This window comes from Fodinicurvata sediminis DSM 21159 (genome assembly GCF_000420625.1).
GTDB lineage: Bacteria > Pseudomonadota > Alphaproteobacteria > Kiloniellales > DSM-21159 > Fodinicurvata > Fodinicurvata sediminis.
Window position 1 is genome coordinate 87,939 of sequence record NZ_ATVH01000011.1, and the last position, 13,342, is coordinate 101,280.

General features: G+C 56.1%; 13 protein-coding genes and 2 tRNA genes. 8 read left to right on the forward strand and 7 right to left on the reverse strand.

What is annotated here, in order from left to right; all coding sequences use genetic code 11:
* Positions 1-15: 15 nt before the first annotated feature.
* The gene (locus G502_RS0101640; RefSeq protein ID WP_022726920.1) at positions 16-1,638 is read right to left on the reverse strand and encodes a peptide chain release factor 3; all 1,623 of its coding nucleotides are present in this window, start codon (positions 1,636-1,638) and stop codon (positions 16-18) included.
* A gap of 135 nt (positions 1,639-1,773) precedes the next feature.
* Between G502_RS0101640 and G502_RS0101645 the strand changes: the two genes are divergently transcribed.
* From G502_RS0101645 to G502_RS18175, 4 genes are all read left to right on the forward strand, one after another.
* Positions 1,774-1,850: transfer RNA gene (locus tag G502_RS0101645), tRNA-Pro, on the forward strand.
* Between the two features lie 65 nt (positions 1,851-1,915).
* Complete coding sequence (locus tag G502_RS0101650) at positions 1,916-2,221, forward strand: ETC complex I subunit (RefSeq protein WP_022726921.1); 306 nt, start codon at positions 1,916-1,918, stop codon at positions 2,219-2,221.
* A 21-nt stretch (positions 2,222-2,242) separates the two neighbouring features.
* Positions 2,243-2,319, forward strand: a tRNA-Arg gene (locus G502_RS0101655).
* A 49-nt stretch (positions 2,320-2,368) separates the two neighbouring features.
* A complete protein-coding gene (locus G502_RS18175; RefSeq protein WP_022726922.1) occupies positions 2,369-3,142 on the forward strand; it encodes a hypothetical protein in 774 nt (257 codons plus the stop codon).
* Between the two features lie 8 nt (positions 3,143-3,150).
* On the opposite strand, the gene G502_RS21235 is transcribed toward G502_RS18175, so the two are convergent.
* The 5 genes from G502_RS21235 to G502_RS0101690 all read right to left on the reverse strand — a co-directional run bounded on the left by G502_RS21235 (position 3,151) and on the right by G502_RS0101690 (position 8,603).
* Positions 3,151-3,600, reverse strand: coding sequence for an anti-virulence regulator CigR family protein (locus G502_RS21235; protein ID WP_155957770.1), 450 nt, complete (start codon positions 3,598-3,600; stop codon positions 3,151-3,153).
* A 64-nt stretch (positions 3,601-3,664) separates the two neighbouring features.
* The gene (locus tag G502_RS22425; protein WP_022726924.1) at positions 3,665-3,817 is read right to left on the reverse strand and encodes a hypothetical protein; all 153 of its coding nucleotides are present in this window, start codon (positions 3,815-3,817) and stop codon (positions 3,665-3,667) included.
* A 99-nt stretch (positions 3,818-3,916) separates the two neighbouring features.
* Positions 3,917-5,146 carry a threonine ammonia-lyase gene (locus G502_RS0101680; protein WP_022726925.1) on the reverse strand — a complete coding sequence of 410 codons (1,230 nt, stop codon included), beginning with the start codon at positions 5,144-5,146 and terminating at the stop codon, positions 3,917-3,919.
* A gap of 24 nt (positions 5,147-5,170) precedes the next feature.
* The gene (locus G502_RS18185; protein ID WP_081649635.1) at positions 5,171-7,540 is read right to left on the reverse strand and encodes a penicillin acylase family protein; all 2,370 of its coding nucleotides are present in this window, start codon (positions 7,538-7,540) and stop codon (positions 5,171-5,173) included.
* Between the two features lie 22 nt (positions 7,541-7,562).
* Positions 7,563-8,603 carry a proline racemase family protein gene (locus tag G502_RS0101690; protein WP_022726927.1) on the reverse strand — a complete coding sequence of 347 codons (1,041 nt, stop codon included), beginning with the start codon at positions 8,601-8,603 and terminating at the stop codon, positions 7,563-7,565.
* 148 nt (positions 8,604-8,751) lie between these two features.
* On the opposite strand from G502_RS0101690, the gene G502_RS0101695 reads away from it, so the two are divergent.
* Together G502_RS0101695 and G502_RS0101700 are read left to right on the forward strand one after the other, a co-directional pair.
* Positions 8,752-10,179 carry a malonyl-CoA decarboxylase gene (locus G502_RS0101695; protein WP_022726928.1) on the forward strand — a complete coding sequence of 476 codons (1,428 nt, stop codon included), beginning with the start codon at positions 8,752-8,754 and terminating at the stop codon, positions 10,177-10,179.
* 74 nt (positions 10,180-10,253) lie between these two features.
* Positions 10,254-11,051, forward strand: coding sequence for an alpha/beta fold hydrolase (locus G502_RS0101700; RefSeq protein WP_040487472.1), 798 nt, complete (start codon positions 10,254-10,256; stop codon positions 11,049-11,051).
* Between the two features lie 26 nt (positions 11,052-11,077).
* Here G502_RS0101700 and G502_RS18190 read toward each other — a convergent pair whose 3' ends face one another.
* Positions 11,078-11,662, reverse strand: a complete 585-nt coding sequence (locus G502_RS18190; RefSeq protein ID WP_022726930.1) for an extensin-like domain-containing protein — start codon at positions 11,660-11,662, stop codon at positions 11,078-11,080.
* A gap of 217 nt (positions 11,663-11,879) precedes the next feature.
* Between G502_RS18190 and G502_RS0101710 the strand changes: the two genes are divergently transcribed.
* Together G502_RS0101710 and G502_RS0101715 are read left to right on the forward strand one after the other, a co-directional pair.
* Positions 11,880-12,308: a PaaI family thioesterase gene (locus G502_RS0101710; protein ID WP_022726931.1), complete on the forward strand. Its 429-nt coding sequence runs from the start codon at positions 11,880-11,882 to the stop codon at positions 12,306-12,308.
* Positions 12,309-12,490: 182 nt separating this feature from the next.
* Entirely contained in the window at positions 12,491-13,207 is a 717-nt protein-coding gene (locus G502_RS0101715; protein ID WP_026988951.1) for a type 1 glutamine amidotransferase domain-containing protein, read from the forward strand.
* Positions 13,208-13,342 lie beyond the last annotated feature (135 nt).

The following is a 13,342-nucleotide window of genomic DNA, read 5'->3' on the forward strand; positions in this document are numbered from 1 at the left end:
CGTTCGCCTGCCCAATCAGACTGCTCCGTCGCGGGTTGCAAGGAAACTCAAGGCAGGATTGCTGTCCTGCGCATCCTGAAGGTGCCAGGCATTGCGTGCCATGAAGACCAGTTCGCCTTCGTGATCCTCGGCAATATTCACACGATTGGAATCAACGAATCCCTTCAAGTCAGCGGAATCATCAGCCTCGAGCCAACGGGCCGTGAAATAGATCGTGGGCTCAAAGACAACCGGGATGTCGTATTCCGTCCGGATACGGTCTGCCATGACATCGAACTGCAGCGCACCGACCACACCCACGATCCAGTCGGCCCCCATCATGGGCTTGAAGACACGTGCGGCACCTTCCTCAGCAAGTTGCTGAAGGGCGCGGCCCAGGTGCTTGGCCTTCAGGGGATCCTTTGGCCGGACCTTCTGCAGGAGCTCGGGCGCGAAGGCCGGCAGGCCCTTGAAGTGCAATTCCTCGCCTTCGGTCAGGCTTTCGCCCAGATGCAAGTTTCCATGATTGGGGATGCCGATAACATCTCCCGCCCAGGCCTCTTCCGCCAGTTCCCGGTCCTGGGCGAGAAACAGCAAGGGATTATGGATATTGAGGGTTTTTCCCGTACGCACCTGCTTCATCTTGAGGCCGCGCTTGAAGTGACCGGAGGCAAGGCGAACGAAGGCAATACGATCGCGATGCTTCGGATCCATATTGGCCTGAATCTTGAAGACAAAGCCGGAAACCTTTGGATCGGAAGGCAAAACCATACGTTCGGAGGCAACCTGAGGACGCGGGGGTGGGGCCAGGCGTCCTACGCCTTCAAGCAGCTCCCGGACACCGAAATTGTTGATGGCACTGCCAAAATACACGGGTGTCTGATGTCCGCCCAGGTATTCCTGGAGATCGAATTCCGGGCAAAGCCCGCGGGCCATTTCCACGCCCTCACGGAATTCGGCCAGGGTATCTGCGGGCAGCAGTTCATCCAGTTTCGGGTCGTCCACGCCTTTGCAGGATTCGCCTTCGTCCGGTTTCTCTCCTTTGCTCCGATCGATCAGGATCAACTGATCCTTGAACAGGTCATAGCATCCCTTGAAACGACGGCCCATGCCGATTGGCCAGCTTGCCGGTGTCACCGAGAGGGCCAGTTTCTCCTCGATTTCCTCGAGCAGTTCGAAGGGGTCGCGGCTTTCTCGGTCCAGCTTGTTTATGAAGGTGATGATCGGAACGTTTCTCAGGCGGCAAACTTCGAAGAGTTTCAAGGTCTGGGCTTCGATACCCTTGGCGGCGTCCAGCACCATGACGGCGGAATCAACGGCCGTCAGTGTGCGGTAGGTGTCTTCAGAGAAGTCTTCGTGGCCGGGCGTATCCAGCAGGTTGAAGGTATTGTCCCCATAATCATAGGTCATCACGGAGGTGCCCACGGAAATGCCGCGTTCGCGTTCGACCTTCATCCAGTCGGAATGTGCACCACGTCTTTGAGCGCCTTTAGCCTTGACCGCACCGGCCAGCTGGATCGCGCCTCCGAATAGCAGCAGCTTCTCGGTCAGCGTGGTTTTTCCTGCGTCAGGGTGCGAAATGATCGCGAAGGTTCGCCTGCGATCAACCTCGGGAGGCAGGGGCTTACCTGTGGTTTGCTGGGTGGCTTGATCGTTCATGATTGTCCTGAAGCTCCGATTGCCTTGGGGGTGTATCCCAAAACGTCCCTGTGGAAAAGGCTGCTGCATTCAGCAAAACATGAGTCTCGTGCTTGCCAGTCACCTTGCGAACGCATAATTTGCGGATCATCAGATCGGGGCGTAGCGCAGTCTGGTAGCGCATCTGCTTTGGGAGCAGAGGGTCGCAGGTTCAAATCCTGCCGCCCCGACCAGGTTATACACCGCGGGAAGCCAGTTCAGGTGGCTTGGGCGGAAGCAGGACAGACGAGGGATAGCGATGCAGGTGCGTATCTATCAGATGCCAAAAACGGCAATGCAGTCAGGTCGTGCGTTGACCAAGCGCTGGGTTCTGGAATTCGAACCACAGGAGTCCTCTTCCATCGAACCGCTCATGGGATGGAGTTCATCGCGTGACACGCGCCAGCAACTGCGCATTTGGTTTGATACGCGAGAAGAGGCCGAAGAGTACGCCCGCAAAAAGGGCTACATGTATACCGTCGACCATCAGCATGAACGCGAGATTCATCCCAAGGCCTATGCGGACAACTTCAAGTACTCTCGCCTGCTGCGCTGGACGCACTGACTTGCCGGAGTGGCTATTGAAGACCCCGTAGCTCAGCTGGATAGAGCAAGTGCCTTCTAAGCACTAGGTCGCAGGTTCAAATCCTGCCGGGGTCACCAATTTCTAAAGGTCCATTCCGGCTGGCCTGATTGTCTGGAAAACGGATGGATGCAGATGAAGACGGTGGTCTTTCAATCTTTTCGAGATGAGGGGCGACCGGATTGGATTGAACTGTGTCTTGAGACCGTTCAGTCCTGGGCCAGCCGCCAGGGGCATGAATACCGGTTCCTTGGCGATGAGCTGCTTGAGCGCGTGCCGCGCCTGGTGGCCGAGAAGTCAGAGGGCCGAAACCAGATTGTTGCTGACCTGGGGCGCCTGCTTGTGGCGCGGGAGATTCTGGAAGAGGGGGTTGATCAGGTCATCTGGCTGGATGCCGACACCCTGGTGTTTGAACCGCAAGCGTTGCGATTGGAAATCCCCCAAGGAAGTCCCGGGTATGCATTCGGACGTGAGGTCTGGATACAGAAGAATACATCAGGTGGCCTGAAAGCCTACAGAAACGTACATAATGCTGTTTGTCTCTTCCAGAGCGACAACCCGTTTCTTGATTTCTACATCCATGCCTGTCTGTTGATCATGGATCGTGTCGATGGAGGAGTGCCGCCACAGATCCTCGGCCCCAAGTTCTTGTCGGCTCAGTACAATATTCTGGGCTTTCCGCTTTTCGAGTCTGTCGGCGCATTCAGTCCGGTTGTAGTGCAGGATATCCTGAATGATGGCAGGGCAGCCCTTGACCTGCTTCTTGATACAAGCCCATCCATTCCACTCGCGGCAAATCTCTGCGCCTCTCTCAGTCAAAGCGATGAGGAGATGCGACTTGTCTGCGAAAGGCTGCTTGCGCAGGGCGCCAGACTGCTTCCCCGGTCCGACTCACCTTTGTGAGCAGCAGGTTACAGAGCATTTCTCAGAATATCGACAATGACTCCCGTTGCGGCTTCCACCAGAAGCACATCGTTGCCAACGATGAGACGGTTATAGCCGTGGCGTCCTGGAAGGCGGCCTTGCAGATCGGTAGGCAGCGCCTGTTTCGCTATTCCAGGTGGAAGTGGCTTGCCACGCGCCAGGTTCTTGGCAATGCCTGGAGGAAGTGACGAGGTCTGGTAGTTCCGGGTGCCGAAATACTCCTGGATCAAGGCGATCTCGACTGCTGCGAAGGCCGCATCGAGAAGCCTGTCCCCTGTACCGCGGCCATCATGCGTTGGACGTTCATGTTTGACACCGGGCCCTTTGCCTGCTGGCGGCCCCTTGCCCTGACTATTGCCTTGGGCTGCGGCGGTCGTGGCAGCCATTGTAATGGCCAGGAAAGCAGCCGCACATACTTTCAAGCTTGGCTTTGTCATCACGAACATCCTCCTGAAACATGATCTGAAAGCCAATGCACAGCTGCTGTGAAGCAGTTGGCTTTCAGCTTTTGTCGGGACGTGTGGGAGAGATCGGGTCACTGGCTGGGAAGCTTTCGTCGAGGGCTTCGTCCAGTTCTTCCTCTTCTTCCTTCGGGTCCTCGTTCTCGTTCGCTGGTTCCTTAGGCTTCTTGTCCTTGTTCTTGTCCAGGCTCATGAGCTTTCTCCTTGGCCAACTAAGATTGAATTGATTCCTTACATATGGGGTTTCAATGAGGTTTCACCAAAGGTCCAATAAAGGACACGATCCGTGACACTAGAAGCCTCCGTCGACTGAGCGTGTCGAAAGAGCGCGACTCTCGAAGCCGGCCTTATGCAACGCGGAAATGATTTCCTGCACATGTTCGATGTTGCGGGTTTCCACGACCACATCGACATCTGCGCGCTTGGCGGGCACATCGGCGAAAAGCCGTTGATGGTAGACCTCAATGATATTGCCCCCGGCACCCCCTATGACCTCGGACAAGCGGGCCAGTTGACGGGGCTGGTCAATGATTTCAATGCGCAGTCGCACGACGCGCCCATCACGGATGAGCCCTCTTGCCAGAACGCCGGAAAGCAGGCGGACATCGATATTGCCCCCACAGATTATCGAAGTGACTCTGCGTCCCCTGAAGCGCTCGGGATGGGCAAAAAGAGCGGCAACTCCAGCCGCGCCCGCGCCTTCAGCAACAATTTTCTGGCGTTCGACAAGGTAATGGACTGCGGTTTCCAGGGAGGCTTCATCCACCAGAAGGATATCGGAGACCAATTCCTTGATAATGCTGCGTGTCAGTTTGCCGGGGGACTTGACCGCTATACCATCTGCCAGGGTTGTTCCGCCTGAAGAAGGCGGCATGTCATGCAGCGCCTGATACATGGAGGGGAATAGCTCGGTTTCGACTCCGACAATCTCGACAGTGGGGTTTATCGCCTTGATCGCCGAGGCAATTCCGGAAATGAGGCCACCGCCGCCAATAGGAACCACTACACAGTCGGCATCCCTCAAGTCAGTCATCAGCTCCAGGCCAATGGTGCCCTGGCCGGCGATAATAAAGGGGTCGTCGTAGGGATGGACAAGCGCCAGGTTCTCGGCTTCTGCAATATCGCGGGCCGCCTGGGCTGAAGCGTCGATGGTTTCTCCTGTCTGAACAACCTTGGCGCCATAGGAGCGCGTGCGTTCGACCTTCGAAAAGGGAGCGAATTCGGGCATCACGATGGTCGCTGGTATCCCAAGTCTCTTGGCATGGTAGGCAACACCCTGGGCATGATTTCCGGCCGACATGGCAATGACGCCGTAGCGGCTTTGTTCGGGGGCGAGATTCAATAGTTTCCAGCAGGCGCCTCGATCCTTGAAAGAGCCCGTGTACTGCAGGTTCTCCAATTTCAGATGCAGGTCGCAACCGAGTGTTTCACTCAAGCGCGCAGCCGGCACCACCGGAGTGCGGACGATTTCCCCGGAAATGCCCTCGGCAGCCTTTTCTATCTCCTGGAGGGTGAGGGCCATGTCATGTTCTTCCTTTGGGAGCGTTCATTCAGTCGGTTGGGGAGTAAGCCGCAACACGTCGGCTTGATCTAACTCTGGTGCGGCAAGTTTGACATACTGCCCGTCACGCCAAGGCTCGGCAAAGTTGCTGAACAGAACGGACAAGGGATTTCCGCTCTGGCCTGTGGCGATCATGAAGAGGGAATTGTCCAAGTCTTCCAGAACAAGGACGGTTCTTAAACCCGGCCCATGGACGTGTCGGAACAAGCTGTTCTCACGCGTACTGGGTGTTCCCCGGTTGACGGTGAAATCACCCCCATCCGTGGCCAGATTGATACTGAATAATCGGCCCAGGAGGGGCAGACGTCCATAGAGTGGATGATCCATCTGCGTGCGGTGGTAATTTCCCCAGGTTTTTTCCTTGAAATCGCCAGGTTTGTCGATTTTCAGAAGCGCCAATGCAGTTGCCAGACTTTCTTGCAGGATTGTCTTGCAGGAAGTCTCCAGAGAACGACACCAATCGCGCTCCTCCTTGAGGACGGTCTTGACCGCACGTGGATTCCAGCCGCGCATTTCCTGGAAATGCGGAGATAGAGAATCCTCGAACAAGCGCTCCTGCAAAGTCTTCAGCCAAGCCTGGAACACCAGGGGGGCCGAGGCATCCCTGGACATCTTGCCGTTCCAAGAGGACAGCAGCTCCTTGGCGCTTTCCTGGAGCACGTTGTCGCTCTCGAAGTCCAGCATCAGCGGGATGAGCTCCAGGGCCATCAGTGAGTGACTGTCGTTCTGGAGTTCGGCCATCCCCTGAAGGCCGTGTTGAGATTGGCGAGAGAGCTCGTCGGAAATTCGCATGGCTCGATAGGGTTCGGGCCACTCCGTGCCCAGATGATGGGAATAATCGGGTCCGGCAATCCGGTTGTTTGCGTTGAGCAGTTGTCCGGAACGCGGATCGCGCGCGTGGGGGAGTTCTTCGAAGGGGATAAAGTCTGTCCAGATCTCCTCACGATCTTTCCCATGTACGGGGCGGCTGCCGTCATAATCATTCCGGATGGGTACGAGTCCGGGTGTGTAGAAGCCGATAGTTCCCGAACGGTCGGCATAGAAGATGTTCTGCTGTGGGCCCACGAAGCGGCGCATGGCCGCTTCGAAATCAGACCAGGATGTCGCACGGTTGAGACGCACGAGCGAATCGGCGGTCGTATCTTTCGCGCGCAATACGGGCCAGGCCAGGGTCGCCACGGTTTCCTGATCAACGCCGGGGATTGTCGTTCCGGTGGAGACATCGGAAACCACCGGGCCAAAGCGGCCCTCACGTATTTGCAGTTCAATATCCTCGCCGAAGCGCACGGGAAGGGTTTCCTGCCGCATATCGAACGAGCGCGAACCATTCGGGGTTTGGTAGCTGTCCTGATCTTCTGTATCCAGTGTTTCCAGAATCAGGTCCTGGGTGTCGCTGTGTGTCGTGGTAATGCCCCAGGCGGCCTGCCCATTGTGCCCAATCACGACCAGCGGAACGCCCGGCGCCGTAGCTCCGGCCAAGGTTTCATCTTGAGTTTCAATCCGGGCCAGAAACCAGGTTCCAGGCGCCTGCAAACTGAGATGCGGATCATTTGCCAGGAAAGGATAGCCTGTGTCTGTCCGTTCACCGGAAAGGGCCCATACATTGCTGGCGCCTCTATAGGCCTGGATTTCTTCCGGAAGCGCTTCGAGAAGCAGGGCGAGAGGGTTTTTCTGCGTGCGATTTACGGTATCAAGTGTCGAGGGACTGTCGGATGGCAGGTCCGGGAAGAGTGTGCGCATCTGGTCGGGCGTAAGCACTGAATCAAGCCGCGCATTGCGCAATTCCTGGCGCCAGTTCCCGGAAAGCTGGATTGCCATCATCTTTCCCCAGAGAACCGAATCCGATGGTTCCCAGGGCTCTGGTTCGATACCCAGCAATGCCATTTCCAGTGGAAGAGGGGACGAGCCCTGCTGGAGAAAGGCGTTTACGCCATCGGCATAAGCCTGCAGCAGTGAAAGGGTATCCTGCTCCAGGTACGTGATTGCCCTGTCGGACTGACGGCCGAAACCGAGTGTGCGCATCAGGCGATCACTTGCCACTCCGGCCTTGCCAATGACCTCGGACAGTTGACCTCTGCCGATCCGCCTCATCAGTTCCATCTGGGTGAGGCGTTCCTGAGCATGGACATAACCCAGACCGTAGGCGCCATCTTCCAGGTTTTGAGCCTGGATTGTGACCAACCCATTCGAATCGCGCAGGATATCCACCGGGGCGGAAAGTCCAGCTGTTTCCACATCCCCCTTTGTGTTCGGGAGTGAGGCGTACATCCAGGCAGCGCTCAGAGTTACCACCAGCACGACGGCCGTCGCCAATCCGCAAATGAGATACAGCAGCCAGCGAAGCAATCGAATCATGAAGAGGGTCCAGGATTTGGGATCAGGGTGTTCGATACCAGGTGTCTGTTAACGCATAGCCTTCAGGAAAGGGATCATCCGGGTCGAGACCATAGTGATGCAGGCCCGTTATCCAGGCACGTCCTTTCAGGCTCGGCACAACGCAAACCGTCCCATCTTCAAGCTTGCTGATGGCCTCAATACGGCAGAGGAACCTTGTATCCAGGATGGAACGCGATATGAAACTCTCGCCCGCGCGAATTTCCCCGCGCGCCGAAAGTGCGGCCAGCCACGCAGACGTTCCAGTGCCGCAGGGCGAGCGGTCCAGCTTACCCGGTGAAATGACCACCGTATTTCGGCCTTCGCAGGTTCCATCGGCATTGCGAGTTAGGGGGTCCGTGAACTGAACGAAACTGATGTTTCGTATTGAGGGATTGTCCGGGTGAATTACCGGGTGTTGAGCGATTGCTGCCGCTTTTATGGCCTCGCCAACCTCGACCAGTTTCCTGGCATTCTCGCGGGTGAGTTCCAGACCCAGGCTGGCAGCATCTACAATAGCAAAGAAGGCACCACCATAGGCAATATCGAGCTTGATCGATCCCAAGCCCGGTACTTCACAACTGGCATCGAGCTTGACCACAAAGCTGGGAATGTTGGTGGTTTGTACGCTTTTGCATTTCCCATCCGTGCATTCCGCCTCGACCGCGATAATGCCACCGGGCGTGTCAAGCTTCAGGTGTGTCACGGGTTCCTTCATCGCCACCATGCCTGTTTCCAGCAAGACCGTTGCAACGCAGATGGAATTCGACCCCGACATGGGGGGATAGTCCGTTGGCTCCATGATGATGAATCCAGCCTGCGTTCCGGGACTGCGTGGAGGAACCAGCAAGTTGCAGTGAACGAATACGCCACCGCGCGGCTCCTGGATTAAAAAGCGTCTGAGTTCGTCACCCTGCTCTTCGAGGTAGGTTTTCTGCTCAAAGAGTGTGTTGCCTGGCGGGGGCAGTACTCCGCCGGTAATGACACGGCCGACTTCGCCCTCTGCATGGCAGCCCACAACCGAAACGCTGCGTGACCATTTCATGGATATTCCTCCCCGTCAGGTCCCATGGCTGGCGCACAGGACGAAGTTGTTTGCTATACAGTCAAGACAGGGCTTTAGCAGCCTGTTTTGACGGATTACATATCAGTCTGTTGGGGCAATGTCTGACATGCAATAGGGAGTTGAGCTTATGGCCAGACCCGGAAACAGCACGTCGTTTTTCGAGCGGGCCTGGGAGCGTCTGTCGCGCAACTGGAAAGAGATCGCCTTTTCCGGAACCAAGGGGGTGAGCCTTGATCTTGCGAAGGGTGGAAAGTCCGATCTCAACCTACTCAAGAAGCACTTCATGGCATGTCTCGAGGCGCGGGGCGGTGAGGTTTCGGCGCGTGCCCAAGCCGCTGAGTTGGGGCGTCTGTATCTTCATCAGGGTGCGGATGGTCGTGGAACCTTTCTGAAAACATTGGCCCAGGATTTTGGCCCCAATCAGGATGCGGTTCAGGGAGCGCTAGAAAAACTTCAAGCCAACCCTGAAGGCAGCAAGAATCACTATGCAGCCGAGCGCGAACTGATAAGTGCTCTTACACCCGATAGCATAAGAATTCTCAAACTCTTCAGCAGCCTTCCAAACGGCGTCAAGTTTCTGGTTGATCTCAGAGCGGACTTGCTGAACCTGAACGAGCAGGATCCAGCGACAGAGGCGTTGAGTGCGCATTTGAAAGACCTGTTGTCATCCTGGTTCGATCCGGGTTTTCTGGACCTGGAACGCATTACCTGGAAATCCAGTGCAGCCCTGCTTGAAAAGTTGATTGCCTACGAAGCGGTGCACGAGATTCGTTCATGGGATGACCTGCGCAACCGACTGGATTCGGATAGGCGATGCTATGCCCTTTTCCATCCGAGAATGCCGGAAGAGCCCTTGGCATTTGTAGAGGTTGCTCTGGGAGATGGCTTTGCCGGCAGCATCCAGCATTTACTTGATGAGTCGGCGCCAGCCTTCGATACGGCCAAGGCAGATACGGCAATCTTCTATTCAATCTCCAATACACAGAAAGGGTTACAGGGTATTGCTTTCGGTGAATACCTGATCAAATTGGTTGTCCAGAGACTCAAAACCGAAATCCCCCAAGTGCGTCGTTATGCTACCCTGTCTCCGGTTCCGGGCTTTTTGCGCTGGGTCAATGCCCTGACGGATGAGCGACTTGAGTCATTCCTGTCTGCCGATCACCGCAAGGCACTGCGCGAAAGCGGCAACAGAAAAACCGCGGCTACGGCATTGCAAGAACTGGTCCGCAAGCCTGAAGTCTTATTGGAGTCAGAAGACTCGGAACGTTTTAAGGAGCCATTGCTGACTCTGGCTGCCTGCTATTTCCAGGAAAAGAGAGAGGATGGACAGCCGATTGATCCTGTGGCGCGCTTCCACCTGCGGAATGGTGCCCGGTTGGAGCGGATCAATTGGTTGGGGGACAGCTCTGCCCGCGGTTTGAAGCAATCCTTGGGTATTATGGTCAACTATGGATACCGCCCGGAGGAACTGGACAAGAACCATGAAGCCTACATGAAGGACGGGCGAATTGCTCTAGCTTCAGACGTGAAGTCACTTCTTAGGAAGGCGCGGTAAAATACTGAATGGTAAATGAAAGTAAATGTATCACGCGCTGGGTACAAGGCCTATCCTCCCAGGGTTTTCATCGCATGGCCTATTATCAAAGGCAGTCCACGACCAACGGGCGCATGGTTGTTTGCGCCCATGGGTTGACACGAACGGGGCGGGATTTCGACTTGCTCGCCGATGCCTTCCTTAAGGAGGGCTGGTCCACTGTCTGTCCGGATGTGGTTGGTCGGGGCAGAAGTGATTGGCTATCCGACCCCTCCAACTACGATATGGCGCAATACCTTTCAGATATGGTGGCCCTTCTGGCGCGCCTGGACCATTCAGAAGTCGACTGGATTGGCACTTCCATGGGGGGCTTGCTGGGCATGCTGCTTGCCGCGCAGCCAGGTACGCCCATCCGCCGCCTGGTCCTCAACGACATCGGTCCATTCATCTCCTCACAAGCACTGGGGGGCATCGCAGAGTATCTGGGACATGTCGGTCCATGGCCGGACCTGGTGTCTGTCGAACAGCATTTGCGCCGGGTGCATGCTGGCTTTGGAACCCTGAGTGATGAACAGTGGCGACATCTTGCAGAAGTCTCGACCCGGCAAGGTTCAGACGGACAGTTCTATCTGCACTACGATCCCGCCATCGCTGAGCCTTTCGCGCAATCGGTCGCGCAGGACATCGATCTCTGGGATCTATGGGAGCGTATTGCCTGTCCAACATTTGTCCTGCGAGGGGCTGAATCCACCCTGTTGACACCGGACACGCTCACCAAGATGCAAACAAGAGGACCAAGTGTGACCTCGATGACCATTCCGCAGTGTGGCCATGCGCCGTCTCTCATGCAGGCAGCGCAGATTCAGGCTATCGCCGATTGGCTGAGGGAGTGACGAGACCATAAAACCTGGTCGACCTCCTATCGACAGAATCTCCAGCGGCCCATGTCAAAGTGGAAGTGATCGTGATGATGGCGGTCCCCGTCAGGACCGATGACGCCCTGGAACAATTGACATGCACCCTGGTGGACTTCGCGAAGGAAGGCCTCCTTGCTGCCGCCTGCATTCCAGTCATCCCGGACAGTAATCGATTGACCGTCCTGTAGCTTGAAGCCTGCTATGTCTATGGCATTGGCCTGGGCATGTTCGCTGCGTGAGCCCGCTTGACGATTGTTGCGGTTGCGGCAGGCATAGGTTCCCCAATGGCTGATCCCTGCCACCGTTTGCCCGAAATGCCGCTCGGCAGCCGGTTGAAGGACCTTTTCCTCGAAAACAGAGAATGTGGCTGCCAGCTTGCAGCTGGACTGGAATTTCCGATTCAGGCTGACTGAAGTGCGTTCGACTTGGACGCCATTGGAAATGCCGCAACCACCTTCAAGCGGGCTGTGATCCAACAGCTTTCCCTCAAGGTGGCTGAGGGAAAAGGCTGCCCTGCAAACCTGATCGTTCTGTGCAAGTTCCGCAATGGTCACACCGTTGAAGCGTTCGGTGCTTACAGGTGGCATGTCGCGCGCTGGCTCACGTTGTGGTCCGGCGCAGGATGCCAACACCAATGCGCTCATGATGGCCAGATGGCGAAAATAAAGCCGCTTACCCAGGAACCCCTCCCAAAAAGATCATGCTCTAAGTGGCTTTTGAAGATCCTTCTCAAATCTGCTTTGTTTTGAGGAGTCGGTGCAAGCTGTAATGCTTGTTTTCAATCCACACAGGTCAGGAGCATCCATGAGTCAGAGCAAGATTACTCTGGAAGAGGTCGACGAGATCTCTGCTGGTTTAAGCTGGGTTACCCAACTGGGCCTGAAAGTCGAGGAAGTGGGGGAAGGCCATGCGCGTTTGCGCCTTCCCGGATCCGAGGATCTTCTGAGGCCTGGAGGAACGATCAGTGGGCCTTCCATGATGACTCTGGCCGATTATGCCATGTATATTGCTGTGCTTGGCGCGATCGGGCGAGTGGAATTGGCCGTGACGACGAACCTCAACATCAATTTTCTGCGTAAACCCGAGGTCGGGGATATCCTTGCCGACTGCCGGCTGTTGAAGTGCGGCAAACGCCTTGCTTATGGCGAAGTGATCCTGACCAGTGAGGCGCTTGGTCAGGATGAGATCGTCGCGCACTGCACGGCCACCTACTCGATTCCGCCCCAGCGGTGAATGCCGCCAATTTTGGCTGTCCTGCGCTCAAGCTCGTCCGGCATCTGCTTGTGATGCTTTTATGCCTTCCTGTCTGCAGCTGTTGGTCCCTTCGCTGTTAAGACCCATCTCTGTTCATGAAGAAAACAGCAGTCAAGATCGGCCCTGACGGTCAGATCCATGGAACGAGAATGGAGCGCAAGATGAGTGAAAGCACGAAGGTACTTTTTGTCGTCACATCGAATGACAAGCTGGGGGGTACAGGCAAGCCCACCGGCTTTCATTTCGAGGAACTCTCGACGCCCTACTACCTGCTGCAGGATGCGGGTTACCAGGTCGAGATCGCATCGATTCAGGCTGGCAAGGCTCCGATTGATCCAGGTAGCCAGAAGGAGAGGGGGCAGAATGCCGCCTCTGTCGAACGCTTTCTGGATGACCAGGAAGCCATGAAGAAGATTGATGACACCAAGGCCATCGGGAGTGTGAAGGCATACGATTATGCGGCCATCTACCTGCCCGGTGGTCATGGAACGATGTGGGATCTACCCGATAACAAGACCTTGGGGCACCTTCTGGCAGAAGGTTTCGAGCAGGGGCGTGTGATCGCCTCTATATGCCATGGTGCGGCCGGCCTGTTGGCAGCTAGGCTTTCGGATGGTGCGGCCTTGGTAAAGGGGCGTGAAGTAAACTGCTTCACTGACTCAGAAGAACGTGCCGTTGAACTGGACGAGGTTGTGCCCTTCCTTCTGGAAAGCCGGTTGCGTGAACAGGGGGCCAATTTCAGGGGCGCAGACGATTTCAAGCCGATTGTGGTGAAGGATGGCAATCTCCTGACGGGTCAGAACCCGCCGTCTGCCGAGCCTCTCGGGCGTCAACTGGTTGATATGCTGAATGCGGCACGCAACCAGGCAGCCGAATAGCTCCTGGACACTTTTGCTTGACCCACCGGCCACTGCCGCAACCCAGCAGAGGTTGGTGGGTCAAGTTTTGAGGTATTATAATACCACTATTGTAACCTTCATGTTTTTGTGGCGTTTTTGGAATTGACAAAGCCC

Coding starts and splice junctions, on each gene's coding strand:
- G502_RS0101710 (WP_022726931.1), top strand. CDS start 11,880: ATGAGTCAGAGCAAGATTACTCTGGAAGAGGTCGACGAGATCTCTGCT.
- G502_RS18175 (WP_022726922.1), top strand. CDS start 2,369: ATGCAGATGAAGACGGTGGTCTTTCAATCTTTTCGAGATGAGGGGCGA.
- G502_RS0101650 (WP_022726921.1), top strand. CDS start 1,916: ATGCAGGTGCGTATCTATCAGATGCCAAAAACGGCAATGCAGTCAGGT.
- G502_RS0101680 (WP_022726925.1), bottom strand. CDS start 5,146: ATGGCCCTCACCCTCCAGGAGATAGAAAAGGCTGCCGAGGGCATTTCC.
- G502_RS22425 (WP_022726924.1), bottom strand. CDS start 3,817: ATGAGCCTGGACAAGAACAAGGACAAGAAGCCTAAGGAACCAGCGAAC.
- G502_RS0101690 (WP_022726927.1), bottom strand. CDS start 8,603: ATGAAATGGTCACGCAGCGTTTCGGTTGTGGGCTGCCATGCAGAGGGC.
- G502_RS0101700 (WP_040487472.1), top strand. CDS start 10,254: ATGGCCTATTATCAAAGGCAGTCCACGACCAACGGGCGCATGGTTGTT.
- G502_RS18185 (WP_081649635.1), bottom strand. CDS start 7,540: ATGATTCGATTGCTTCGCTGGCTGCTGTATCTCATTTGCGGATTGGCG.
- G502_RS0101640 (WP_022726920.1), bottom strand. CDS start 1,638: ATGAACGATCAAGCCACCCAGCAAACCACAGGTAAGCCCCTGCCTCCC.
- G502_RS18190 (WP_022726930.1), bottom strand. CDS start 11,662: ATGCCACCTGTAAGCACCGAACGCTTCAACGGTGTGACCATTGCGGAA.
- G502_RS0101695 (WP_022726928.1), top strand. CDS start 8,752: ATGGCCAGACCCGGAAACAGCACGTCGTTTTTCGAGCGGGCCTGGGAG.
- G502_RS0101715 (WP_026988951.1), top strand. CDS start 12,491: ATGAGTGAAAGCACGAAGGTACTTTTTGTCGTCACATCGAATGACAAG.
- G502_RS21235 (WP_155957770.1), bottom strand. CDS start 3,600: ATGACAAAGCCAAGCTTGAAAGTATGTGCGGCTGCTTTCCTGGCCATT.